This window comes from Pelagibius sp. (assembly GCF_028281305.1).
In the GTDB taxonomy this organism is placed as follows: Bacteria; Pseudomonadota; Alphaproteobacteria; order Kiloniellales; family Kiloniellaceae; genus Pelagibius.
In genome coordinates this window covers 65,876-89,933 of record NZ_JANQKD010000022.1, presented here as the reverse complement: position 1 = coordinate 89,933, position 24,058 = coordinate 65,876, and the positions used below count along the sequence as shown (strand labels likewise).

Below are 24,058 nucleotides of genomic sequence, written 5' to 3'. Positions count from 1 at the left end.
CTGCCTGAAGATGACCCGTTCTAAGCGCTGGATTTGCGCTGGGTCTCTGTCGCCTTGAGTTTTCGCACGACGTCGCGCACCGCCATGGTGCTGCTGCGTGGTGCCACCAGGACGGCGTCTTTGGTGGAAATCACCACCATGTCGGCGAGCCCTATGGCGGCCACAAGACGGCCGTCCTCGCTGCGCAGATAGCTGCCCTGGACATCCTGGATCAGGCAGTTCCCCAGCACCGCGTTGGCCGCGTCGTCTTTCTCTGCGATCTCCCAGAGGGCGTTCCAGGCGCCGACATCGCTCCAACCCATATCGCTCGGAATGACGACGACCCGGGCGGCCTTCTCCATGACCGCATAGTCGATGGACTCGGAGGGACAGGTGTCGAAGACCGCAGCGTCCAGGCGGATGAAGTCCTGATCGCGGGTTCCGGCCTCCAGAGCCTTGCGGCAGGCCTGCAGGATGTCCGGACGCTGCCGCGCGAGTTCTTTGAGATAGCGCGCGGCGGAGAACACGAAGATCCCGCTGTTCCAAAGATACTGGCCGCTGGCCAGGTAGGTCTCCGCGGTTGCCAGATCGGGCTTCTCGACGAAGCTTTCCACCCGAAAAAGTCCCGGGGCCTCGGACAGGGCCGGGCCCCGTTTGATGTAGCCGTAGCCGGTCTCCGCACGGGTCGGACGGATGCCGAAAGTGACGAAGCCCTCTGCGACCGCCTCGCGCGCCAGCTCCAGGGCGCTTAGGAAGGCGGCCCTGTCGCGCACGGCGTGGTCGGCTGGCATCAGGACCATGACCGCTTCCGGGTCTTCCGCGGTCAAGACCAGGGCGGCGACCGCGGCGGCCGGGGCGGTGTTGCGCCCGCAGGGCTCCAGCACGATTCGCTTGGACGTCAGGCCAAGCTGCTGGAGTTGGTCGGCCACCAGAAAGCGATGCTCGGCACTGGCGACCACCAGCGGGGGCGCGCAGCCGTCAAGCCCCGCGATGCGCTCGACAGTCTCCTGCAGCATGCTGCGCTCCGAGATCAGGGACAGCAGCTGTTTGGGGTGCTGCGGCCGCGACAGCGGCCAAAGGCGCTCGCCTGATCCACCGGAAAGGACGACCGGGTGAAGCTTGCTTGCGATGACCGGAACTCCCCCTGTTACGCCCGCCAGCCGGCGGGAATCCTGAGGATTTGGGCGTGCGGCGTACCGCAAGCTCCGGCCAGAGCCTGTCAAACTTCACAGGCCGGATGCATGTCATTCCTATGTCAAGGCGCCCGTCTGCGGGTCCGCCCGGTCTGCGGGTCTGGGTTCTGAGACGGGCTCGAACTGATAGTCAAAGCGCTCAATGTCCCGCTGGTAGAGTTCGGCCACCAGGTCCCGCGTCCGGGCGTCGTAGTACTCCTGGTAGCGGCTGAAAGTCGGAAAGTTCTCAGTGCCGCGCCCGCGCCAGATTTTCTTCAGCCCTCCACGGACGGACTTTGTTGTCTGGTCCCGCGCGGTCTTGGCCTTCGGGACGGACAGGTTTACGTGGGGGAGATCGATCGGCGGCAGACCGATCTGCACGCAGACCTGCTTGAAGTCGCTGTTCAACCGTTCGAAGCGGCCGAGGAAATCCACCTTGAGCGCGCCGTCTTCGTCGCAGATGAAATCAATCTGCGGGCCGACGAACCATTGCTTGTCGCGCCACATCCAATCACCCAGGTTCTTCTCGACGAAGTCGCTGTAGCTGCACTTCTTGTGGAACTTGTAATACTTGTAGATCGAGACCGCGCGGTCCCAGGGGTTCCGCACGAAGGCAAACTTGAAGTAGGAGTCGAACTGCTCCTGCGGCATATACTTGCAGCCGACGTATTCGTGCCATTTGAGATGCGCGAGCCGCGGCGGCCCCAGCTCCGGCTTGTCATTGGGCATCATCAGCAGCGGCGCCCGCGTCTCATAGGTCAGCCCGAGAAGGTCGAAAAAGACGTGCTCGATGCTCTGGCCCGCGTTCTTGGGAATATGAATGAAAACGCATTTGTGGTGATGAGAGATCATGCCTTTATCCGTAAGTGACCTGCAGAGCCGGGTGCCGTACACGACGGCAGGCGGTTGGGTTCTCTTCCATCGGCATCAGATCCGCCCTTGCTGGGGCTTGCGGCTTTCAAGCTGCGCTTTGTCCCTTCGCGTTCCCTCCTGCTGCTCATAGGCGGCGGCGGTCAGCGCCCCCATCTGGGGCCATGTTCGCGCCTCGGCCTCGCGGCGATTGAAGTCGGCCATGGCCGCGAGGTCGGCGCTCTGCGCGGCTTCCATGGCCTCGGTCAGCGCTCCTGGTGCGAAGTAGAGTGCACCCTGTTCGCCGGGAAAGTCGTAGACCCGGGCCGTCTCCGGCAGGATCAGCGGTTTACCGAAAGACATGGCCAACAGCGCTGAGCCAGAGGTCAGGGTCTGGGCGAAGGGCAGGACAACGACCGATGCGAGTTCCAGGTAGACCGGCAGCGCCTCGTCGGCCAAGTATCTGGGCCGCAGGATAATCCGGGTGTCGGCGGCCGCCTTGTCCCGCAGCCAGTCTCCCATCTGCGGATCCAGCACCGATCCGACGATGACCAGCCGGGCGTCCGGGGCAGAGAGGGCACCGAAGGCCTCGATCAGGGCATCGATCCCTTTGTAGCGGCGGATTGCGCCGATGAAGAGGTAGACGAAGTTGCTGTCCTCAAGACCCAATTCATGGCGCACCAATGTCACAGCTTCGGGCTTTGCCGGAGGGTATTGTCCGACGTAGCTCGCGTGGGGCACGACCCTCGTCTTGGCAGCCAACGGAAGACCATAACTTTGTTCGAGTACACTCACTGCGCTTCGGCTGTGCACGAGGCAGACCTCCACATGCCGGGCGATCTGGCGGCGCAGGCGCAATTCCCAGGCGCTGTCCTCGCTCTCGTGGGAGACGCGGTTGTGGACCGTCCAAACGGTCCGCACGCCGAGGAGGCGGCAAAGCCTGAGGTCGGCAACCAGCAGAAGCAGCTTGGCGAGGCGCTTGAGCGGGTTGGTCGACCAGAAGTGCGACTTGATCCAGGGGTTGATCCAGTGCAGGTGCAGGATGCCGACATCGGGGTGCTGCATCAGCAGGCGAATGAGCGGGAGCCGCGCTTTCGGATAGTCGCAGAGGGTCACCGTGTAACCTTGTCCGCCAAGCGCATCCGCCAGCAGGTTCTGATAGGGATTGGCCTTCCCCCAGTTCGGCAAGAACAGAACCCTGCGTTTTTCACGAGCCATGCGGAGCGGAACCGGAGCTTGTGGAGATTGGCGAACCGGGGGAACCCAGCCCTGTTCCAGGTCTCTACACCAAGAGCGCCAGACCGACGAAGTGACATTCTTGGGAAGCGAATGACGGAATACGGGAAACCGGCGCGCCCGGCGCTCGGTCGAAGCGGCTGAGACCGGCGGCCTTGTCGATCCGTAGATCCATCGGCTGGACCTTCAGCGAGCAGACCTTCCAGTTCGGCCTGCAGTTTGCCGCATCGGTGATCATTGCGCGGCTGCTGACGCCGGACGAGATGGGCATCTTCGTCCTGGCCATGTCGGCATCTGCGGTTCTGACATCGCTGCGCACCTTCGGCGTGGGCAACTACCTCATTCGCGAGGCCGAGCTGACGCTGGTCAAGATCCGCTCGGCCTTTGGCGTCATGCTGGCGATCTCCTGGTCCCTCGGCCTGCTGCTGTTCCTGGGGCGGCACGTCATCGCCGGCCTTTACGAGAGAAGCGGCATCGCCGAGGTGATGGTGGTGCTGGCGGTCAGCTTCGTGATTGCGCCCTTCGGAGCCCCCGCGGTGGCCTTGCTGACCCGCGAAATGCGCTTCCGCACCCTTCACAACATCGGTCTCTTTGCCACGCTTTGCGGATCGTCGCTCAGCGTCGGTCTGGCCTTTGCCGGTTACAGCTTCATGGCCCTTGCCTGGGGGACGCTGCTGACCGCGTTCCTTTCCTCGTTGCTGCCCATGTTGGTGATGCCGCGCTATGCTTTGCTGCTGCCGTCGTTCGTGTACTGGCGAGACATCACCCGCTTTGGCGGACTTCTCTCGCTTGCGCATCTGATCGGCACCCTGAACACCCAGGGCACGCGTTTCATCCTCGGCGGCTTCACCTCTCCCGCCCTGGTCGCGCAGTTCACCCGTGCCGCCCAGCTGCCAAACCTGTACCGGAAGGGCGTTTTCGGACCGGTCGCCAGGGTGCTGACGCCGGCCTGGATGAGGAACGTCCGGGAGGGCCACTCCATTGCCAAGGGCGTGGAGAAGCTGGTTGCGCTGAATACCGTTCTCATGTGGCCGGTCTTCCTCGCGCTCGGGCTGATCGCCGTTCCCTTCATCACGCTCGTCTTCGGAGAGAACTGGCGCCCGGCCGGTGAGATCTTTGGCTGGATCCTGCTGGGTCAGGCGATTATCGCGATCATGCCGCAGCCCGAACAGGTGCTGGTGCCGCATGGGGAGGTTGCCCGCCTTCTGCGCTTGCGCTGCCTGACTGCGGCGTTTTCGTTGGCGACCGCCGTCGTCGGCGCGTCAATCAGTCTCGAGGCCTTTGCTGTTTCCCGCGTTGTCGCGGCGGTCTTCTTCGTTGCCGTGAACTTCATGGGGATGCGCGAGTTCATCGATTTTCAGGTCCGGCGATACGCCGCAATCTATCTGCGCTCCGCGGGCGTCGCCGCGGCTGCGGCCCTGCCGGCTGCGGCCATACGCTTCAATGGACAGGACTCGATGAACCTGATCGAGCTCCTGATCGTGATCGCCGGATGCGCCCTGCTTTGGGTCGCCGGCACCGCTGCGGCGAGGCACCTGGTCTGGTTCGAGGGTGTCGCGGTCCTGCGCCGCCTTCGGGCGGAAAGGGGGGTCTCGGGATGAAATCCATCGGACGCGCGATCCTGGGCCCGCGCCGCAGCCGGCTGACCTCGCGCGGGGCGCGCGACCAGGCGGCAAGGCTCGAACGCCAGCTTGACGCCTTCGACAGCCGCTTTCTGACCGGTGCGCCCCTGCAGACGTCCAGCGGGCCGCTTTGCGAAAACCCCGTCTTCATTCTGTCGGCCGGCTGGCGCTCCGGGTCCACCCTGCTGCAGCGCATGGTCATGGCCAACAATCCCTCGATCATCGTCTGGGGCGAGCCCTATGACATCGCCTCGCCGATCCAAACCCTGGCCGACCAATTGCGGCCCTTCTCGGCAGACTGGCCCCGCAGCGGCTACTTCGTCGAACCGAGAGGGTCGGATCTGTCGAATGAGTGGGTCGCCAACCTCTATCCGCCGGCACAGGCCTTTCGGACCGCTCATCTCGCCTATCTCGAAACCCTTTTCGCCGCACCGGCGGAGGCCCTGGGGCGCAGCCACTGGGGACTGAAGGAGGTGCGCCTGGGCTCCGACCATGTGCGCTATCTGCGGTGGCTCTATCCCAAGGCGAAGTTCGTTTTTCTGATCCGGAACCCTTTGGACGCCTATAGATCCTACCGCGGCCGGCTGACCTGGTTTGCGGACTGGCCCAACCACGTGGTGGCGACGCCCCACAGCTTCGGGCGCCATTGGCGCCGCCTCTGCAACGAGTTCCTGGAGATGCAAGACCAGGACGTCGGGGTGCTTCTGCACTACGAGCGTCTCGGCGATGACGCCACGCTTTCGAGCCTGAGCGACTATCTCGGATGGTCCGTGCCGCGGCTTCAGGAGATGGCCAGGCTGAAGGGCTGGAACAGCAAAGAGGAAAAACCGCTGGGTGCCATCGAGAAAGCCATGCTGCGCAGGGCCGTCGGCAGCACGGCGCGGGCGCTCGGCTATTGATGGTGGCGGTCACTTCAGTCAGCAGGATGACGATGGATGGTTAACCGCTCCGTGAAGAACCTGGCTAAGGCGGTCCTGCCGAGAGGGGTCGTCAATCGACTGTCGAACAACGGCAGGTATCGGCAGGAGGCCCTGCCGCGGTTTACCGCGCCGGTGAACGGGGCAGCGGAGACGCTGGCCTGCTGCATTGCCTACACCGAGAGCGGGGGATTCTGCGTGCCCCTTTCCTCACGGCACCGCCCGGCGGCGCGCCGCATTCTCGAAGGCTCGGTCTACGAACCCGATACCATCGCGTTTCTGACCGCGCACTGCGGAGACGGTGATATCGTTCATGCCGGAACCTACTTCGGCGACTTTCTGCCGGCGCTGTCACGTGCCTGTTCGCGCGATGCGAAGATCTGGGCCTTCGAGCCGAACCCCGAGAACTTCCGTTGCGCCAGTGTGACCCGCGCGCTCAATGTCCTCGACAACGTCCACCTGACGAACTGCGGGCTGGGCGCCAGCGGAGGCAGCGCGGTTATGCAGGTCAGATCGCCTGATGGCAGGGCGTTGGGTGGCGGCAGCCAGCTGCAGAACCAGGGCACGGCCCTGTCTGCGGACCTGACGGTCGAGGTCGGGATCGTGGCGCTGGACGACGTGATTCCGCCGGACAGGGGGGTTTCCATCATTCAGCTCGATGTCGAGGGGTTTGAGCAAGAGGCCCTGTCCGGCGCCATGAAGACCCTGTCCCGCTGCAAGCCGATCCTGGTTCTGGAAACCCTTCCGGAAGAGGCCTGGCTGGCCAGCAACATCCTCAGTCTGGGATACAGGCTCGACGCGGAAATCCATGGCAACCGGGTTCTCTTACCGCCCTCCTAGTGCGATCCGCTGAAGAAAGCGATCAAGTCGGTGCAGGGGCCCGGGCCTTGCTCCACCTCAAAGCTTGTAGCGCAACAGACTCTGAAGCCGCCAGGGCAGCCGCTCGCGGGCATCGTGCAGACGCTGACGTGCGGCCGAAAGCCTGCCTTGACCCTGACTGTAGGGCAAGTCGTAGGCAAGCTTGGCCGAGAGCCCATCGCTCAGGTGGTCGAAGCGCCGGATCGCATGGGCCGGCCAGTGTGCGGCGCGGGCCAGGGGGTTGAAGTCGGTGGCCTTGGCGACGGGGTCCCAGTTGAGTTTGTCCTGCTGGGAGCTGCCGTAGACCGGAAACTCCGCCAGTCTTTTCCGGTCGAAGCCGGCCGGGTCCAGCCCGATCTGGGCAGCGACAGAGTTCAGCACGCTGCCTGTGTCCGTTGCCAGGTCCTCGTAGCGCACCAGAACGAAGGGCTTCAGCCCCTCCGCCTTACGCCGCTCGGCCGTCGAAAGGACCGTTTGCACGGCCGTCCCCCAGCGCTTGCAGGCGGTCTCGAAGTCCCAGCCGAAAGAACGCATCCCGGACTCGATGGTCGCCGGGCCCTGCCGCAAAACGATGACCACATCGGCCTGGGGCAGGAAGTGTTCGATGCGATCGATCCCCCTGACCGAAGGGGTCTTGAAGACCGGCCGCTTGCCCGGGCTCCGCACGTCGTCCTCGAGGAAGGTCAGCAGGGCCTCTCCCAGCCTGCCGCGCAGTTCGTCCAGGCGGCGGTGGCACGGCCAGTGTTTGGGCCAGCTCGTGGCGATGCCTTCGACGCAGTCATCCAGGTCCGGCAGGCTGTGGACAAGGAAGTCTTCGTAAAGGGTCTTCGCCGTCGTGCAGTCGCGGTGGGTTCTGAGCATTCGGCCTAGATAGTTCGTTCCTGTTCTGGGCATCAGACCGAGAACGAGGATTGGCCGATTGGGGTTCACGTCGACCATCGGGGGGCTCCTTTGGAAAGCCACAGGGCTGCGCTGACTGGCATCGAACGGCTGACTGGCATCGAACAGACCTGCGCAGCCGATATCACTGTCCCTTTGGCTGGTTGCCGATGCAAGGGACATCGCTTGGGCAGCGCCGGGGCCCGGATCGGAGCCAGGATCGGCGCCTCAATCCGCGTTGCGGGCGGGATTGCCACCGCGCCGCGGGAGGAGAGGGGCGCCGTCAGCCTACGAACTGTCCGGGCACGAAACCCGCGGCTGGGGAGCGCGGATTGGGCAGGCCGCCGGCGCCGTAGAGGTCCACTTCGAAGTAATCCATCAGATCGAGAAGCTTCCTGCGCGTTTCGCTATCGAAACGGTGGCGCCATTTCTGGACCTGTTCGGATTTGTCCCCTGCCAGATCGACCGTGGTTCGGCTTCTGATGTCCAGCCGGTCGACGATCCTCCGGGGCATCTGCATGCCCCAGGCGTCGAAGACGTGCGCCAAAACCGCCTGCGGTGCCAGCACCAGGTGCTCGTAGTGGATCGTGATCCAGTCGCGGTTGTTGCCGGCGTGCTGCAGAAGGTACTGATTGGCCAGGCACCACTTGGCGACGTGACGCTCTTCCACGGTGCTGACAGCGGCAAGGCGGGCGCGGTGCGGTTCGAAGAACTCGGCGAAGCGCTCCTCGGGAATCGGGAAAGCGGCGGGCGCATGCTGCCAGCCGCCGTGACGCATCATCGAGGCTGCGACGGCCATGGGGTGCCGGGTCAGAACGAGCGGCTTCAGATCGAAGCGGAATCGGTTCAGGAGCCAGGGCAGCAAGAGTTTTGCACGGACGAACTTCACCAACAGGCGTTCGGCGCGATAATAGTCCAGCGGGTTCGAGTAGCTGCAGGTAAAGCGGTTGAGGACTTTGCCTTCATAGATGTCTTCGAAGAACCGCATCACCTCGGGCCAACTCTCATTCTCCGGGATGTGTTGCTCCCATCCGATGCCCAGACTGCGCAGCCGGGGCACGTTCTGCAGATGCAGAGGTTCGTAGACGGTCGCCACACCCCGGATTCCCTGCAGGACTTCGAACAGCCAGGTGCTGCCTCCACGTGGGTCGGCGACGACGGTGATCGCCGATTTAGGATCAAACCGCGAGAAGACGTTTGCTCCGGCCACCAGGGCGCCGGTGGCAAGCCACTTGCTTTTTTTGATAAGGGAACGCCGCCCCTCGGCCGCAGCCATCTTTCGGCTCCATGATCGCCAGACGCAATCGCGGGAACGGAGCCCCCTCCCAAAGGCAAACCGCAGAGGGACCAAGCTGGTCCAAAGCGCCTGGATGCGGACCGAGGCCTTGGGCCGTCAGTCCATCGGGCTCAGCCGGTTCCCCTTCGCGTGTTTCCATCGCGACCTGGCATCTCTGCCGTCCGGCTTTATGACATCTGCAAGACAGGGTTTGCCGGGCCGTAACGGATTGCAAGGGACATCAATTGGGCGCCGCAGGATCGGCGTTATCTGTGCTGCTCAGCGGCCTGCAGCGTAGCCCTGCATGAACCGTGGATTGGCCGCGGCCTTCAGCAGGCCGTTGTCCCGCGCCGCTGCCGTGACACGGCCCAGGCTCCAGGGTTCGCCCACGTCGAGGTCATGGCCGCGCCGGCGCAAGTCCTCCAGTGTTGCCTCGGGAAAGCGGTCCTCGACCTTCAGCTTTCCGGGCTCGCATTCGCGGGGGTGAAAGGAACTTGGGAAGTGCAGGCTGTTGAACTCAGGGGCGTCTATGGCCTCCTGCAGGTTCAACCCGAAATGGACATGGCGGAGGAAGACGTGCAGTGCCCATTGGTCCTGCTGGTCGCCGCCGGGGGTGCCGAAGGCCATGTAAGGTTTGCCGTCGCGCAGCGCGAAGGACGGCGAGAGCGTGGTCCGGGGCCGCTTCCGGGGTGCCAGGCTTGCCGGCAGTCCCTCCTGCAGCCAGAACATCTGCGCCCGGGTGCCGAGACAGAAGCCCAGCTCCGGGATGGCCGGGGAGCTTTGCAGCCATCCGCCGCTGGGTGTGGCCGAGACCATGTTGCCCCAGCGGTCGATGACGTCGAGGTGGCAGGTGTCGCCCAGGCTGGTGTCCGCCAGCCGGCTGTCCTCCTGCCGCCTGTCCTCGCCCCGCCTGTCCTCGCCCCTGAAGTCCGCCGTCGTCGGTTCGCCGCTGCCGGCCGGGCCGTCCGCCGACTCTGCGGCGGCGATGCGCACCACCGGTTCGGCGCCGAAACCGGGGACGCTGCCGGGGCGCAGCTCGAAGGAGGCCTGCTCGCCGACCAGCGCCCGCCGCTCTGCGGCGTAGTCCTCGGAAAGCAGGACGTCGGTGGGCACAGAGACGAAGTTGGGGTCGCCGTAGAACGCCTCACGGTCGGCGAAGGCCAGTTTCTGGCTCTCGACGATCAGATGCACGAACTCCGGGCTCTCGGGCTCCAGGCTGTCGAGGTCGAAACCGCTGAGCAGGGCCAGGGACTGCAGCATGACCGGGCCCTGCCCCCAGGGGCCCGTCTTGCAGAGAGTGTGGTTTCTGTAGTCGTAGGTCAGGGGCGGCTCCGTTGATGCCGACCACCCGGCCATGTCCTCGCCCGTGAGCAGGCCGCTGTGTGCCTCTCCGCTGGCATCCATGACCGTGTTCTCGCGGCAGAAGCGGTCGATCGCATCCGCCACGAAGCCACGATACCAGGCATCGCGGGCCACCTCGATGCGCGCCTCTCGGGTCTTCGCGCCGACGCTTTCCTGCACTACGCGGCGGTAGGTCTGGGCCATTGCCGGATTGCGGAACAGGCTGCCGGCTTCGGGCACCCCCTTTGCCAGATAGAGTGAGGCCGAGCTTGGCCAGTCGTTCTCGAAAACCTCCTGAACGTTCTCGATAGCCGCGCAGACGTTGGGAAGCAGGGGATGTCCGTTCTCGGCATAGGCGATGGCGGGCGCCAGAACATCCGCCAGTTCCATGGTGCCGTGGTCGCGCAGCATCACCATCCAGGCATCGAAGGCACCGGGCACGACGGCGGCCAGCAGGCCCGTGCCGGGAATCATGTCGAGACCGAGATCGCCGAAGGCCGCGATGGTGGCGGCGGCCGGTGCGACGCCCTGGCCGCAGATCACCTCCACTGCGTCGCGCCGGCTGCTGTAGAGGATGATCGGCATGTCGCCAGCGGGGCCGTTCAGATGCGGTTCGACCACCTGCAGCGTAAAGCCGGCAGCCACCGCGGCATCAAAGGCATTGCCGCCGCGTTCCAGGATCGACATGCCGACGGCTGTTGCGATCCAGTGGGTGGAGGTGACGACACCGAAGGTGCCGGTGATCTCGGGGCGGGTGGTGAAGGCAGTCACAAGGTTATCCTTATGCTCAGTCCCCGGGCGGTGACGGGCAGGGTTGAAGGTTGGCGGTTTTGGCAAAGGGCGGAGGGATCCGCACCTTGGTAGCCTGTTCGAAGGCGAAGGCAAAGCGAATCAGCACCGCCTCCTCATAGGCCCTGGCTATGAAGGAAAGGCCGATTGGCAGTCCGAAGAGATAACCGGCCGGCACCGTAATGCTCGGGTATCCGGAAACCGCCGCAAGATAGGCGCTGCTGCCGGAACGGTTGTCGCCGTTCACCCAGTCGATGAGCCAGGGCGCACAGGTGGTGGGAACCACCAGGGCGTCGAGCTCTCGCTCGGCCATGACCCGGTCGATGCCTTCCTCGCGGATCAGCTGCAGGCAGTCGCGCCGCGCATTGCGATAGATGGGGTCGTCCAGGCCCGCGGTTGCCTCTGCCTTCTCCAAGAGGTCCTGCGGGAAGTAGGGCATGACCTGCTCACGATGGGCTTCGTTGCGGGCGATCAGCGCCCTCAGGTCCTTCGGTGCCCCATCAGCCGCAAACTCGGCCAGATAGGCATTCAGGCCGGCTTTAAACTCCGTGGTCAGGACCTTCATCTCGAAAGGCCGCACCGCTTCGGCTTCGGGCAGTGCGATGTCATGAACGATCTCCGCCCCAGCCTCGCGGATGGCCTGCAGGTTGCCGTCCAGGATGGCGGCGGCCCCTGCATGGATTGCCGCCAGGCCGGGCAGACAGCCGATCTTTGCACCCTTAAGGCCGCCGGGGTCGAGGCAGGCTGTGTAATCCCGGCTGCCGCGCCGGTCCGCCTCTGCCGTTGCGGGGTCGCCGGCGTCGCTGCCGGCCACCACGCCCAGGACCAGCGCCGCGTCGGCCACGCTGCGCGCCATCGGGCCGGCCGTGTCCTGGCTGTGGGAAACCGGGATGATGCCGCGGCGGCTGATCAGCCCGACAGTGGGCTTGATGCCGACGACCCCGTTCATTGCAGCGGGACTGACGATGGAGCCGTCGGTTTCGGTGCCGATTGCCGCGGCGCAGTATCCGGCGGCGACCGCGACGCCCGAGCCGGAGCTGGAGCCGCCGGGCGTGCGGTCCAGGGCGTAGGGGTTACGCGTCTGACCGCCGCGGCTGCTCCAGCCGCTGGACGAGCGGGCGGAGCGGAAGTTGGCCCACTCGCTGAGGTTCGTCTTGCCGAGGATGACCGCTCCGGCAGCGCGCAGCCGGGCGACGACGGTGGCGTCCTCCCTGACGGTAAGTCCCTCCAGTGCCAATGATCCGGCAGTGGTGGTCATCGGCGCCGCGGTATTGAGGTTGTCTTTCACCATCACCGGGATGCCGTGCAGCGGACCCTTGACGGCGCCATGGCTCAGCGACGTGTCCAGCGCTTCGGCATCGTCCAGCGCCCGCGGGTTGAGTTCGATCACAGCTTTGGTCTTGTGATCGAGATCCTCGATGCGGGTGATGTAGCTCTCCGCCAGCGCGCGGGCGGTCAGGGCGCCGCTGTCGAGGGCGCGGCGCAAGCCGGCGAGGCTTCTGTCGCTTTCGCTGAGCATTGCCGGCGCGCGTCAGTAATCACGGCTTTCGCGCACGTCGAGGAAGTCGCGCAGCGCGTCGCCGAGGAAGTTGATGGAGAGCACCGTCAGCATGATGGCGAGACCCGGAAAGATGCCGAGCCACCAGGCCCGCGAGATGAAGCTGCGGGACTCGGAGAGGATCAGGCCCCAGGTCGGCGTCGAGGCCTCGACGCCCAGGCCGAGGAAGGACAGACTGGCCTCGCCGAGAATGGCGTAGGACACGCTGACGGTGGCCTGGACGATGATCGGCGCCGTTGCGTTGGGCAGGATATGGCGCCACATGATGCGGAAGTCGGAGGCCCCGACCGTGCGGGCGGCGGCGACGTACTGCTCCTCCTTGATGGAGAGCACCATCCCGCGGGCGATGCGGGCGAAGTCGTCGACGAAGGCAAGGGAGATGGCGACGATGACGTTGACCAGCCCCGTGCCCAGCACCGCCACTAGGTAGACGGCGATGATGAAGTTCGGGAAGGCCCACTGCAGGTCGATGTAGCGCATCACCACATGATCGACCCAGCCGCCGAAATAGCCGGCCAACACCCCCAGGGTCACGCCGAGCACCAGGGCGAGGGCCACCGTCGAGATGCCGACGAAGAGCGACACCTGGGTTCCGACGATGAGCCGGCTCAGCAGATCGCGCCCCAGGTCGTCGGTGCCCAGCGGGTGGGCGAGGGAGGGCCCCAGGATCATGTCGAAGGCCATGTCGTTGGGGTCGTGGGGGGATATCAGGGGGCCGAAGACCGCGGCGAAGACGAAGATTGAGAGCAGGACCAGCCCGACCAGCGCCTTCTTGTCGGCCATCACCAGCCGCCCGAAGCGCCCCCAGCCGGTGACACGGCGGGGCATGAACTCCTCTGCCGGAACGCTCGCGTGCTGGGTCATGTGTCGTACCGGATGCGCGGATCGATGACGGAATAGAGCATGTCGACCAGGAGGTTGCTGAGCACGAAGATGGCCGAGACCACCAGGATGGCGCCCTGGACCACCGGATAGTCGCGGTTGAGGATGCCTTGGATCAGCAGGCGCCCGAGGCCCTTGATGGAGAAGACGTTCTCCACCACCACGGCGCCGGACATCAGCAGGGCAAAGGCGATTCCGATGACCGTCACCACCGGGATCAGGGCGTTGGGCAGCGCATGGCGCAGGATCAGCGCCGACTGTCGCAGGCCCTTGGCCTGCGCCACCCGCATGTAGTCGGTCTTCAGGACCTCCAGCATCGACGAGCGGATCATGCGGGCGATGATGGCGGAAAAGCCGGTGCCGACGGCGATCGCCGGCAGGATCAGGTGGGAAAGCCAGGGCCAGAATCCGGCGGAGAGCGGCTCGTAGCCGATTGCCGGCAGCCAGGAGATGTTCACGGCCAGGAAGACGATGAGCAGGATCGCCAGCCAGAAGTCCGGCATGCTGAGGCCGAGGAAGGCGAAGACCGTCACGCCGTGATCCCAGGCCGTGTTGCGCCGCGTCGCGGCGATGAGGCCCGCCGGCACCGCGATCACCAGGGCGATGACGAAAGAGAGGCTGGCAAGGGAAAGGGTGCGTGGCAGGGCTTCCAGCAGCAACTGCTGCACCGGCACCCGGGCGCCGTAGATTGAGGTGCCGAAGTCGCCCTGCAGGGCGTTGGCGAACCACTTCACGTATTGCACATACATCGGCTGGTCGAGGCCGAACTTGCGCCGCAGGGCCTCAACCGCCTCCATGTCGCCGGCATCGGCCAGCATGGCGGCGAAAGGATCACCGGGCACGATCCGCAGCATGAAAAACACCAGGGTCGCCACCGCCCACATGACGATGACGGCGCCGAGGCTGCGTCTCAGGAGATAGCCGTACATCTCTTCTAGCGTCTCATGACGGCAGGCGACGGGTGGCCAGGGCGACCACCCGTCGCTGCCCGCCGGTTACGACAGGGTCACGCGGTCCAGGTCCACCAGGCCGGGGATCCGGCTGACGGCCGGGTAGTTCACCGATTTGTGGTGGACCAGGATGTTGGCCGGATGGAACAGGAAGGCGCAGGCCACCTTGTCGGAGGTGATCTTGTTGGCCTTCTGGACGAGCTCACGACGCTTCTCGATGTCGGCGGTCGCGCTCTGTTCGTCGATCAGGGCGTCGGCCTCCTTCTCGGAGAAGTATCCGAAGGGATACTTGCTCTCGTCGCGTTTGCGCCCGTTGAACTTGGAGCTGGACTGCATCCAGTCCACCAGTCCGTCGTCGGGGTCGTAGTCGCCGCCGCTGCCGGCCCGGCGCAGATCCCAGTTCATGGTGTCGAAATCCTCGATGCCGACTGAGAATTCCTTGGTCAGCAGTTCGACGTCGATGTTGAGGTTGCGCTTCAGGATCGAGGCGACGACCTGGGACTCCCGCCGGCCCGACGGCGTGGTGATCAGCTTCAAGGTCGGGAAGCCCTCGCCGTCGGGATAGCCGGCATCGGCCATCAGGCGGCGTGCCTCTTCGAGATCGAAGCGCTGGGCACTGGTCTCCGCGAGCGCCTCGTCGAAGTAGTAGCCCATGGCCGGGTTGATGGTGCCGTAGGCCGCGGTGCCGCGCCCGAACTGCGCCTGCTTCAGATAACGGTCGCGGTCCAGCGCCTTGGCGATGGCGAGGCGGACCTTGAAGCCCTTTTCCTTCATCAGCTCTTCCATGGGCTTGTCGAAGTCGGTCACCTTCATGTGCTCGTGCCAGGGGTTCATCCACAGCGACTGGAAGCCGGGTGCGGGCTTCTCGTCGACCACCAGGTCCGGGTTCTCCAGGAAGCGGTCGATCAGCTCCGGCGCGATGGGGTTGCCGCCGATAAGCTGGATGTCGCCGGCTTCCATGGCCGCTGCCAGGGGCTCTGCCGCCGAGATCGGCTTGATGATGACCTTGTCGAGCTTCGGCCGCTCCGGATCGTAGTAGTCGTCGAAGCGCTCCAGGACGACGCCCTGACCGAGTTCATGAAAGGTCACCCGGAAGGGGCCGGTGCCGACCGGCATGAGGCCGTACTGAGACGGCGACATGCTTTCCAGAGCGCCCCGGCTGACGATCGTCATCGCACGGCCGCTGGAGCGTTCCAGGGCCTTGGTCAGGAAAGAGGCCTGGGCCTGCTTCAGCTTGAAGCGCACAGTGTAGGCATCGACCTTCTCCAGTGCCGCAACATTGTTCAGCACGCGGGCGTGGATCGACTGGTTCGGGTCCTTGGAGCGCTGGTAGGTGAAAAGCACGTCGTCCGCATCGAAGCTGTCGCCGTTGTGGAAGGTGATGCCCTCGCGCAGCTTCATCGTGTACTCGGTGCCGTCGTCCGAGACCGACCAGCTCTCGGCCAGATTGCCCTCGGCCACCAGGTCGGCATTGATGTGCATGAGGCCGCCGAGAACGTTGGATGAAATCTGGAACTGCAGGACCTGGTTGATCTGCGCCGGATCGAGGGTCTGGATCTCGGCAACGCCGGACCAGCCGCAGGTGAGCGTGCCGCCGCCGTGACCCGCGGCGGCGGCCGGTTTGACGGCGCCCATGCCGGGCAGGAGCTGGGCTGCCGTCAGAGTGCCGGAGGCGGCCATCAGCCGCAGCACCGTACGGCGCTTGAGACGCGGGCCCGACATCTGCTCGCGGTTGAGGCCGAACAGCGGGTCGCGGGGGTCGAAGTCGTAAGCCGCCGCGAGGTCGGCGTCGATCTGCGCTCTTTGCCGATCGGTCAAGGGTGTGGTTTTTTTCTTCATTGTCACCTTCTCCTGTCTGTATTCCCTGTTTTCTCTGGGTAACCGCGCCCTTCTGGCTTTTTGCCTGCTAGGGAGGGGCGGTCGTGGGCTGGAAGGTCGGAGGCTCGCCGGCCTTCAGGCAGGCCGCCTTGTGGTCATCCCCGAGGTCACGGAGCTCCGGCACTGTTTCGGTGCAGGCCTGGTCCGCCAGCGGGCAGCGCGGATGGAAGACGCAGCCGCTCGGGGGATTGCTGGGGCTCGGAATCTCGCCCTTCAGGACCTGGTGATCGCGGCGCTCCTCGATCTCCGGGTCCGGCACCGGCACCGCCGACAGCAGCGCCTGAGTGTAGGGGTGCTGGGGATCGGCGAAGAGACGTTCGCTCTCGCTGATCTCGACCAGCTTGCCCAAGTACATGACGGCGACCCGGTGGCAGATATGGCGCACCACGCTGAGATCATGGCCGATGAAGAGGTAGGTGAGGTCGAACTCCTCGCGCAGGTCCTCCAGCAGCCTGATGATCTGCGCCTGAATGGACACGTCCAGCGCGGACACGGCTTCATCGCAGACGATCAGGTCCGGTCGCAGCGCGAGCGCCCGGGCGATGCCGACCCGCTGGCGCTGGCCGCCGCTCATCTCGTGCGGATAGCGGTCGGCGAGACGCGGGGAGAGCCCGCAGACGTCCAGCAGCGCGCGGACCCGTGCGTCCAGCGCGTTGCGGTCCGGCTCCATCTTGTGAACGATCAAGGGCTCACCGACGATCTCGGCCACCTTCATCCGCGGGTTCAGGGAGGAGAAGGGGTCCTGAAAGATCGCCTGGACGCGGCGCCGGAAGCCCGCGGTCTGCGGGCCGTCGAAAGCGGCGATGTCAGCCCCGTCAAAGTGAACGGAGCCCGCCGTCGGCGTCTCCAGCTTCAGAATGCAGCGGCCGATGGTCGACTTGCCGCAGCCTGACTCCCCGACCAGGCCCAGGGTCTCGCCGCGCCTGATGGTCAGGCTGACGTTGTCGACGGCTTTGACCGCACCCACCGTGCGCGGGATGAGCGCGCCGCGGCGGATGGGAAAATGCTTGCTGAGACCGCGCAGTTCAAGCAGCGGGCCTTCTGTCTGCGCTGCCGGTCCTTTGCTGGTGGGCCTGTCCATCTCTGCCGCGACAGTCATCGCACCAGTTCTCCGGCAACGCGCTGGGACTCGAAGCAGGCGCTCCAATGCTCCGCGGCAACGGGCGAGAGGGCCGGCGCTTCCGCCCGGCAGCGCGCCGTTGCCATATGGCAGCGGGGCTGGAAGGCGCAGCCCGGCGGCAGGCTGGCAAGGTCGGGCGGACTGCCGGGGATCGGTTCCAAGGGGGCACCGCGCGGCCGGTCGAGGCGTGGGACCGAGTTCATCAGGCCGACGGTGTAGGGATGGCTCGGCCGCCGGTAGATCTCGCGGGCCTGGCCGCGCTCGACCACCGAACCCGCGTACATGACGTTCACCCGGTCGGCGTAGCGCGCCACCACCGCCAGATTGTGGGTGATGATGACCAGGGCGACGCCGAGGCGCCGGCAGAGATCGCGCATCAGTTCCAGGATCTGCGCCTGTATGGTGACGTCGAGGGCGGTGGTCGGCTCGTCGGCGATGATCAGCGGCGGATTGCAGCTTAGCGCCATGGCGATCATCACCCGCTGGCGCATGCCGCCGCTCAGGTGATGGGGATAGGCCTTCAGGCGGCTTTCCGGATCGGCGATGCCGACCATCGTCAAAAGCTCGGCGGCACGGTCCCGCGCTGCTGCGGCGCTCAGGCCCAGATGAAGGCGCATGGCTTCAGTCATCTGACGGCCGATCGACAAGACCGGGTTGAGGGAGGTCATCGGTTCCTGGAACACCATGCCGATCTGCCCGCCGCGCACCCGGCGGATCGCCTCGTCGTCAAGCGCGAGCAGATCGTCTCCCTTGAACAGGATCTTGCCACTGACGATGCGTCCGGGCGGCTGGGGGACGAGGCGCAGCACGGAGAGGGCGGTGACCGACTTGCCGCTGCCCGACTCGCCGACCACGGCGACGATCTCGCCGGGCTCTACATCATAAGAAACGGCGTTGACGGCGCGCAGCGCGCCGCCGCCGGTCGAGAACTCGACGACCAGATCCCTGATCTCGAGCAGTGCGGTCATGACCGCACCCCGGCTCCGGCAGTCTCCGGCCCTGCAGTGAGGCGTCGCGGCGCGAGGCCTCCATGGTGTCCGCACGCCCTGGCATGGTGTCCGCACGCCCTGGCGCCAAAGGCCAAGGGACTGCCTTGCTGCATCAAGAAACGTCCGCCTCTCCACCCCCTGCCGCGTGCGGGAGGTGCTTGTGCCCTGAGTTCATAGGTATTATCATTATTGATATTGATAATCTTAGACAGCCACGGGCGCCTGTCAACCGATGACGGAAATTGCTCAGATCCTGTACGACAATGCCGGGCCGTTCGGCCGCGCACGCAAGGCCGATGCGGTCTACCACGCGGTCAAACGGGCCATCCTGCTGCGCTCCCTGAAGGCCGGCGACGCCCTGATCGAACAGCAGATCGCGGCGGCGGCCGGCTGCAGCCAGGGCCCGGTGCGTGAAGCCCTGCTGCGCCTGGAACAGGACGGCCTGGTGGCGCGGCGCGGTTATCAAGGCACGCTCGTTTCCGCCACCACGGCCGCCGAGGCGGCGAAGATGGCGCAGATCCGCATCGAGATCGAGACGGCCGGTGTGCGGATGGCGACGCCGTCCATCACCAAGGCCAAGCTGGACGAACTGGCGCGGCTGCTCGACGACCTGGAGGACGCTGAGGACCGCCTGGATGCCTATGCCAAGAGCGATCTCGACCGCGCCTTTCATCTGGGAATCTTTCGCGCCTCCGGCATGCAGGCCCTGGAGCCGATCCTTATGCGCTGCTGCCTGCACATGCACCGCTTTACCTTCGGCAACGAGAGCCGCGAAAGCGGACCCGCGGCCAACGACGACCTACGCGGGCCCAGCCGCGACCAGCACCGCGAGATCTTCGAGGCGATCGCCGCCGGCCGGGCCGAGGACGCGGCAGAAACGCTCAGGCAGCACATCGAGGCGGTGATCGCATACTGGGCGCCGGACCTTCAGTCCGCCATGCTGGCCAGCCCGAAGTAGCGGGCGCATTTAGCTTCCCTCCATCCTCCATAGGCGCGCTTTGATTGCATAGCGCCCCCGGGCGCCTGATGGTGAGCGGTCGCAGCGACGCTCCCGGGCCGATCTGCAAAACGCTGGAAAACCTGAATGTTCTTGTTTTGTTCAAACCACTGCGCGATACTTGCCGCGCTATGCAACTCGCCCTTCAGCTTGATGGACGGCAGGCGCGCTTCGCGGAGGTCGACCGGCGGTTGCGGCGGCGTTACAGCCCCCCGGGCCCATGGTTCCGGCTGGATCCCGTCAGCCAGCTGGTGCTCGGCATGGTGGGCGGGCGCACCTACGAGGCGGATTCGCGGCGTGCCTTCCTGGCGCTCTGCGACCGCTACCGCGGCTGGGAGCGGCTGCGCGACGCCCCCTTGGCCGAGATCCGCGAAGCGATCCAAGCCGTCACCTATGCTGAGGTCAAGGCGCGGCGCCTGAAGGCCGCGCTGTCGGTGATCACGCAGAGGCGTGGGTCGCTGACGCTCGACTTTCTGGCGGGCTGGGGCGTTGCGGCGGCGCTCGCCTGGCTCGAAAGCCTGCCGGGCGTTGGCCGCAAGACGGCGGCAGCGACCTTGAACTTCAGCACCCTCAAGATGCCCACCCTGGTGATCGACACCCATCACCTGCGCGTCTTGCGCAGGCTCCAACTCGTTGGCCCGCGCACAACGTTGCCGGATGCCTATGACCGGATCGTACCCTATCTGCCGATGCAGTGGCGTGCCGAAGATCTCGACGCGCACCACCAGCGTATGAAGACCCTGGGGCAGGATGTCTGCAGCCACGCAGAGCCCACCTGCGGGCTCTGCGTTCTCCGTGATCTCTGTCCATCTGCAGCCTTGATCGGGAAAACTGATTGAAGGCATTCCGGAATCGGAATTCACCTCCTGCGCTCCGCTTCTTATCTCCTCTCAATCACGCTCGCGACGTCGACGAGGTGCCGATTTGTGACCATTCCAAGACATTGACCTGCATCAGCGCTGCCGGGCGATGGCCATGGCATGGTTCATGTCAAGCAACGGAACCTGCACGAATGAAACGGAGCGGCAGTCTGCGATGGCTGCGCGGCCGAGAGGGAGGAAGACAGCAATGCCGGCAAAGTCCTATGTGTCTTGGTTCGCCGACCTCAGTCTCGATGATGTCCCTGTCGTTGGCGGCAAGAATGCGTCTTTGGGAGAGCTCTACAGGGAACTGACGCCGCTTGGCGTTCGGGTGCCGAACGGATTTGCCATTACCGCCGAGGCCTTTCGCGATGCCTTGAGCGCGGCGGGGGCCTGGGACGAACTTCACGCCCTGCTGGACGATCTCGACAAGACCGACGTCAAGGCGCTGGCCGCCGCCGGCCATAGAGCGCGCGAGATCGTCTACGCTGCCGGGCTGACGCAGGAAATGCGCGAACAGATTGTCGCTGCTTATCGGCAGCTTGAGGAGGAGTACGGGCCTGACCTCAGCGTGGCCGTGCGCAGTTCGGCGACGGCCGAAGATTTGCCGACGGCCAGCTTTGCCGGCCAGCACGACACCTATCTGAACATTCGCGGCGAAGAGCTGCTGATCGACGCCGTCAAGCGCTGCAACGCCTCGCTCTTTACCGACCGCGCCATCTCCTACCGCATCGATCAGGGCTTCGACCACTTCAAGGTGGCGCTCTCGGCCTGCGTCATGAAGATGGTGCGCTCCGATCTCGAGTCCAGCGGTGTCATGTTCTCCATCGATACGGAGACGGGGTTTCGCGACGCTGTCTTTATCACCGGTGCCTACGGCCTGGGCGAGAACGTCGTCCAGGGCGCCGTCGATCCGGACGAGTTCTATGTCCACAAACCGACCTTCCGCCTCGGCCACCGCGCCGTGCTGCGGCGGGTCCTTGGCGACAAGCAGGTCATGATGGTCTACGCCCCGGGTCGCACCCGCGAGCCGGTGGTGAACAAGCCGACGCCGAAGCCGGCGCGCCAGCGCTTCTGCCTGAGCGATCCCGAGGTCCTGGTGCTGGCTGACTATGCCATCAAGATCGAAGACCATTACAGCGAGCGTGCCGGCGCGCCGCGGCCCATGGATATCGAGTGGGCGAAGGACGGCGTCGACGGGGCGCTTTACATCGTGCAGGCCCGGCCCGAGACGGTGGCCTCTCAGCAGGCCGCAACCAACCTGGAATCCTACGTGCTGAAGGAGACCGGACCCGTCCTCGCCACGGGCCGGGCCGTGGGCACCAGAATCGGCAGCGGCCCGGTGCGCGTTGTCGTCGACTCCCATCATCTGCCGGACTTCAAACCGGGCGAGGTGCTGGTGGCCGACACCACCACGCCGGACTGGGAACCGGTCATGAAGACGGCCGCAGCGATCGTCACCAACCGCGGCGGCCGCACCTGCCATGCCGCCATCGTCGCACGGGAGCTTGGCATTCCTGCCGTGGTGGGTGCCGAGCACGCCAGCGAGATCCTGAAGAACGGCCGGGAGGTCACGATCTCCTGCGCCGAGGGCGATGTCGGACGCATTTACGATGGCAGGCTGCCCTACGAAGTGGAGACGACCGATCTCAGTACCTTCGAGCGGCCCGCCACGCACATGATGCTGAACCTTGGCAACCCGGAGCTGGCCTTCAAGACCAGCTTCCTGCCGAACGACGGCGTCGGCCTGGCCCGCATGGAGTTCATCATCAACGAATACATCAAGGCCCACCCCATGGCCTTGCTGCACCCCGAGCGCATCGCGGATGAGCGGGAGCGGGAGCAGATCGAAGCCATGGTGAAGCACTATCCTTCGCCGGCTGAGTTCTTCGTTCAGAAGCTGTCAGAGGGTGTGGGCATGATCGCTGCCGCCTTCTATCCCAAGCCTGTGATCGTGCGCCTTTCCGACTTCAAGACCAACGAGTACGCGGCGCTGATCGGCGGGGCGGCCTTCGAGCCGGAGGAAGCTAACCCGATGCTCGGCTTCCGCGGTGCTTCGCGCTACGTCCATCCGGCCTACGAGGAGGGTTTCGCCCTGGAATGCGCGGCCATGAAGCGGGTGCGGGATGAGATGGGGCTGACCAACCTGAAGCTCATGGTTCCCTTCTGCCGCCGGATCGAGGAAGCGCGCAAGGTGATCGATGTGATGGCCAAGAACGGGCTGACGCGCGGGGAGAACGGGCTCGAGGTCTACGTGATGTGCGAGATCCCCAACAACGTCATCCTGATCGATGGCTTCGCCGAACTCTTCGATGGGTTCTCCATCGGCTCCAACGACCTCACCCAGCTCTGCCTGGGTGTCGACCGCGACTCGGAAAAGGTCGCCTTCGAGTTCGACGAGCGCGATCCCGGCATGTTCGAGATGTTGCGCCTGGCCGTGGAGGGCGCGAAGCGCAACAACCGCCATTCGGGCATCTGCGGACAGGCGCCCTCCGACTACCCAGAGGTTGCCCAATATCTGGTGCGTCTGGGCATCGACTCGGTCAGCCTGACCCCTGATAGCCTGCTGCGCACGATGATGGCGGTGCGCGAGATCGAGCGGGAAATGGGCAAGGAGCCGCGGGCCGAAGCCGCGGAGTAGCGACGGTCGGTCTTGCTTCTCGCGTGAAAGCCGGCGCTGTCAGGTCTCGCCGAGTTGGCGCATGACGGCGAAGAGTTCCGGCTTGCGCTCGAAACCGATCCCCGCGGCGTCCGGCAGCCCAACGTAGGAGTCCTCTACGGCGCAGTCCTCGGCAAAGCCGTTGAAGGGCCAGAAGACGTCCGGGTAGCTCTCGTTCCCGCCCAGGCCCAAGCCGGCGGCAATGTTGAGGGAGAGCTGGTGCCCGCCGTGGGGGATGCAGCGCCGCGGCGACCAGCCCTGCGCTTTCATGACTTCCAGGGTTCGCAGGTACTCCACCAGGCCGTAACTGAGCGCGCAGTCGAACTGCAGCCAGTCGCGGTCCGCCCTCATCCCGCCGTACCTCAGCAGGTTGCGCGCATCCTGGTGGGAGAAGAGGTTTTCGCCCGTTGCCATGGGGCCGCTGTAGTAGTCCGCCAGTGTCGCCTGCAGGGCGTAGTCCAGCGGGTCGCCCGCTTCCTCGTACCAGAACAGGCCGAGAGGCTCGAGCGCCCGCGCATAGGCGATGGCCGTGTCGAGATCGAAACGCCCGTTGGCGTCGACGGCCAGGCGGTCCGCTGCACCGACCACCTCGATGGCCGCCTCGATGCGCTTCAGATCCTCGAGCAGCGGCGCCCCGCCGATCTTCATCTTGCAGACACTGTAACCGCGGTCCAGGTAGCTCTGCAGTTCGTCTTGCAGGCCTTTCAGCCCCTTGTCCGGGTAGTAGTAGCCCCCGGCGGCATAGACGAAGACCTTGTCGTCGGCTTCGCCCTGGCGGTAGCGCTCCGCGACCAAGCGGTAGAGAGGGACGCCGGCAATCTTCGAAACCGCATCCCAGACCGCCATATCGAGGACACCCACGGCGACGGAGCGTTCGCCGTGGCCGCCCGGCTTCTCATTGGCCATCAGGCAGTCCCAGATGCGGAAGGGATCGAGCGTTTCTCTTTCCGCGTCCAACAGAGACAGCGGCTCTGCGTTGCGCAGCCGCGGGATGAAACGTTCGCGCAACAGGCCGCTGGGCGCATAGCGGCCGTTCGAGTTGAACCCGTAGCCCACGACGGGCTTGCCGTCGCGGACCACATCCGTCACCAGGGCGACGACGCTGACGGTCATCTGACTGAAGTCGATGTAGGCGTTGCGCAGATCGGACTTGATGGGAACCACGGTTTCCCGGATGTCGACGATGGAAACCGGTGCAGAGGGTTCTGCGATAACAGCCGTCATGCTTTGCCTTTCGGTGTCTTGAA

The 24,058-nt window shown here is 65.3% G+C and carries 19 protein-coding genes; 6 read left to right on the top strand and 13 right to left on the bottom strand.

Features of this window, described 5'->3' with window-relative positions:
* Nucleotides 1-20: 20 nt before the first annotated feature.
* From Q0982_RS05755 to Q0982_RS05745, 3 genes are all read right to left on the bottom strand, one after another.
* Nucleotides 21-1,181 (bottom strand): mannose-1-phosphate guanylyltransferase/mannose-6-phosphate isomerase, encoded by a 1,161-nt coding sequence (locus Q0982_RS05755; RefSeq protein WP_299392797.1) that lies wholly within the window; start codon nt 1,179-1,181, stop codon nt 21-23.
* A 48-nt stretch (nt 1,182-1,229) separates the two neighbouring features.
* Complete coding sequence (locus tag Q0982_RS05750) at nt 1,230-2,003, bottom strand: sulfotransferase family 2 domain-containing protein (RefSeq protein ID WP_299392796.1); 774 nt, start codon at nt 2,001-2,003, stop codon at nt 1,230-1,232.
* Nucleotides 2,004-2,078: 75 nt separating this feature from the next.
* Nucleotides 2,079-3,188 (bottom strand): glycosyltransferase, encoded by a 1,110-nt coding sequence (locus Q0982_RS05745; protein WP_299392794.1) that lies wholly within the window; start codon nt 3,186-3,188, stop codon nt 2,079-2,081.
* Between the two features lie 203 nt (nt 3,189-3,391).
* On the opposite strand from Q0982_RS05745, the gene Q0982_RS05740 reads away from it, so the two are divergent.
* The 3 genes from Q0982_RS05740 to Q0982_RS05730 are packed head-to-tail and all read left to right on the top strand — an operon-like array spanning nt 3,392 to nt 6,615.
* Nucleotides 3,392-4,837, top strand: a complete 1,446-nt coding sequence (locus Q0982_RS05740; RefSeq protein ID WP_299392792.1) for an oligosaccharide flippase family protein — start codon at nt 3,392-3,394, stop codon at nt 4,835-4,837.
* Nucleotides 4,834-5,757, top strand: a complete 924-nt coding sequence (locus tag Q0982_RS05735) for a sulfotransferase (RefSeq protein WP_299392791.1) — start codon at nt 4,834-4,836, stop codon at nt 5,755-5,757. The genes Q0982_RS05740 and Q0982_RS05735 overlap by 4 nt, the downstream gene beginning before the upstream one ends.
* A 36-nt stretch (nt 5,758-5,793) precedes the next feature.
* Nucleotides 5,794-6,615, top strand: a complete 822-nt coding sequence (locus Q0982_RS05730) for an FkbM family methyltransferase (RefSeq protein ID WP_299392789.1) — start codon at nt 5,794-5,796, stop codon at nt 6,613-6,615.
* 57 nt (nt 6,616-6,672) lie between these two features.
* On the opposite strand, the gene Q0982_RS05725 is transcribed toward Q0982_RS05730, so the two are convergent.
* From Q0982_RS05725 to Q0982_RS05685, 9 genes are all read right to left on the bottom strand, one after another.
* The gene (locus Q0982_RS05725; protein WP_299392787.1) at nt 6,673-7,572 is read right to left on the bottom strand and encodes a sulfotransferase; all 900 of its coding nucleotides are present in this window, start codon (nt 7,570-7,572) and stop codon (nt 6,673-6,675) included.
* A gap of 223 nt (nt 7,573-7,795) precedes the next feature.
* The gene (locus Q0982_RS05720; protein ID WP_299392785.1) at nt 7,796-8,788 is read right to left on the bottom strand and encodes a sulfotransferase domain-containing protein; all 993 of its coding nucleotides are present in this window, start codon (nt 8,786-8,788) and stop codon (nt 7,796-7,798) included.
* Nucleotides 8,789-9,067: 279 nt separating this feature from the next.
* Complete coding sequence (locus Q0982_RS05715; RefSeq protein WP_299392782.1) at nt 9,068-10,900, bottom strand: gamma-glutamyltransferase family protein; 1,833 nt, start codon at nt 10,898-10,900, stop codon at nt 9,068-9,070.
* Between the two features lie 16 nt (nt 10,901-10,916).
* Nucleotides 10,917-12,437 carry an amidase gene (locus tag Q0982_RS05710; RefSeq protein WP_299392779.1) on the bottom strand — a complete coding sequence of 507 codons (1,521 nt, stop codon included), beginning with the start codon at nt 12,435-12,437 and terminating at the stop codon, nt 10,917-10,919.
* A gap of 12 nt (nt 12,438-12,449) precedes the next feature.
* Nucleotides 12,450-13,304: an ABC transporter permease gene (locus tag Q0982_RS05705; protein ID WP_299392777.1), complete on the bottom strand. Its 855-nt coding sequence runs from the start codon at nt 13,302-13,304 to the stop codon at nt 12,450-12,452.
* A 32-nt stretch (nt 13,305-13,336) separates the two neighbouring features.
* Entirely contained in the window at nt 13,337-14,287 is a 951-nt protein-coding gene (locus tag Q0982_RS05700; RefSeq protein ID WP_299392775.1) for an ABC transporter permease, read from the bottom strand.
* Between the two features lie 66 nt (nt 14,288-14,353).
* Entirely contained in the window at nt 14,354-16,147 is a 1,794-nt protein-coding gene (locus Q0982_RS05695) for an ABC transporter substrate-binding protein (RefSeq protein WP_299392772.1), read from the bottom strand.
* A gap of 67 nt (nt 16,148-16,214) precedes the next feature.
* Nucleotides 16,215-17,285 (bottom strand): ABC transporter ATP-binding protein, encoded by a 1,071-nt coding sequence (locus Q0982_RS05690; RefSeq protein WP_322096959.1) that lies wholly within the window; start codon nt 17,283-17,285, stop codon nt 16,215-16,217.
* Complete coding sequence (locus tag Q0982_RS05685) at nt 17,282-18,274, bottom strand: ABC transporter ATP-binding protein (protein WP_299392770.1); 993 nt, start codon at nt 18,272-18,274, stop codon at nt 17,282-17,284. Before Q0982_RS05685 ends, Q0982_RS05690 begins: the two co-directional genes overlap by 4 nt.
* Nucleotides 18,275-18,527: 253 nt before the next feature.
* On the opposite strand from Q0982_RS05685, the gene Q0982_RS05680 reads away from it, so the two are divergent.
* The 3 genes from Q0982_RS05680 (at nt 18,528) to ppsA (ending at nt 22,793) form a co-directional block, all read left to right on the top strand.
* A complete protein-coding gene (locus Q0982_RS05680) occupies nt 18,528-19,253 on the top strand; it encodes a GntR family transcriptional regulator (protein WP_299392767.1) in 726 nt (241 codons plus the stop codon).
* Between the two features lie 170 nt (nt 19,254-19,423).
* Complete coding sequence (nth, locus tag Q0982_RS05675; RefSeq protein WP_299392765.1) at nt 19,424-20,131, top strand: endonuclease III; 708 nt, start codon at nt 19,424-19,426, stop codon at nt 20,129-20,131.
* A gap of 229 nt (nt 20,132-20,360) precedes the next feature.
* Nucleotides 20,361-22,793 (top strand): phosphoenolpyruvate synthase, encoded by a 2,433-nt coding sequence (ppsA, locus tag Q0982_RS05670; RefSeq protein WP_299392762.1) that lies wholly within the window; start codon nt 20,361-20,363, stop codon nt 22,791-22,793.
* A 39-nt stretch (nt 22,794-22,832) separates the two neighbouring features.
* On the opposite strand, the gene Q0982_RS05665 is transcribed toward ppsA, so the two are convergent.
* The gene (locus tag Q0982_RS05665; RefSeq protein WP_299392760.1) at nt 22,833-24,035 is read right to left on the bottom strand and encodes a mandelate racemase/muconate lactonizing enzyme family protein; all 1,203 of its coding nucleotides are present in this window, start codon (nt 24,033-24,035) and stop codon (nt 22,833-22,835) included.
* Nucleotides 24,036-24,058: the final 23 nt, after the last annotated feature.

What these genes read in the sequence shown, in the direction of transcription:
- Q0982_RS05700 (WP_299392775.1), bottom strand. Translation starts at nt 14,287, where the DNA reads ATGTACGGCTATCTCCTGAGACGCAGCCTCGGCGCCGTCATCGTCATG.
- Q0982_RS05710 (WP_299392779.1), bottom strand. Translation starts at nt 12,437, where the DNA reads ATGCTCAGCGAAAGCGACAGAAGCCTCGCCGGCTTGCGCCGCGCCCTC.
- Q0982_RS05695 (WP_299392772.1), bottom strand. Translation starts at nt 16,147, where the DNA reads ATGAAGAAAAAAACCACACCCTTGACCGATCGGCAAAGAGCGCAGATC.
- Q0982_RS05735 (WP_299392791.1), top strand. Translation starts at nt 4,834, where the DNA reads ATGAAATCCATCGGACGCGCGATCCTGGGCCCGCGCCGCAGCCGGCTG.
- Q0982_RS05665 (WP_299392760.1), bottom strand. Translation starts at nt 24,035, where the DNA reads ATGACGGCTGTTATCGCAGAACCCTCTGCACCGGTTTCCATCGTCGAC.
- Q0982_RS05730 (WP_299392789.1), top strand. Translation starts at nt 5,794, where the DNA reads ATGGTTAACCGCTCCGTGAAGAACCTGGCTAAGGCGGTCCTGCCGAGA.
- Q0982_RS05680 (WP_299392767.1), top strand. Translation starts at nt 18,528, where the DNA reads ATGACGGAAATTGCTCAGATCCTGTACGACAATGCCGGGCCGTTCGGC.
- Q0982_RS05705 (WP_299392777.1), bottom strand. Translation starts at nt 13,304, where the DNA reads ATGCCCCGCCGTGTCACCGGCTGGGGGCGCTTCGGGCGGCTGGTGATG.
- Q0982_RS05690 (WP_322096959.1), bottom strand. Translation starts at nt 17,285, where the DNA reads ATGACTGTCGCGGCAGAGATGGACAGGCCCACCAGCAAAGGACCGGCA.
- ppsA (WP_299392762.1), top strand. Translation starts at nt 20,361, where the DNA reads ATGCCGGCAAAGTCCTATGTGTCTTGGTTCGCCGACCTCAGTCTCGAT.
- nth (WP_299392765.1), top strand. Translation starts at nt 19,424, where the DNA reads ATGCAACTCGCCCTTCAGCTTGATGGACGGCAGGCGCGCTTCGCGGAG.
- Q0982_RS05720 (WP_299392785.1), bottom strand. Translation starts at nt 8,788, where the DNA reads ATGGCTGCGGCCGAGGGGCGGCGTTCCCTTATCAAAAAAAGCAAGTGG.
- Q0982_RS05685 (WP_299392770.1), bottom strand. Translation starts at nt 18,274, where the DNA reads ATGACCGCACTGCTCGAGATCAGGGATCTGGTCGTCGAGTTCTCGACC.
- Q0982_RS05725 (WP_299392787.1), bottom strand. Translation starts at nt 7,572, where the DNA reads ATGGTCGACGTGAACCCCAATCGGCCAATCCTCGTTCTCGGTCTGATG.
- Q0982_RS05750 (WP_299392796.1), bottom strand. Translation starts at nt 2,003, where the DNA reads ATGATCTCTCATCACCACAAATGCGTTTTCATTCATATTCCCAAGAAC.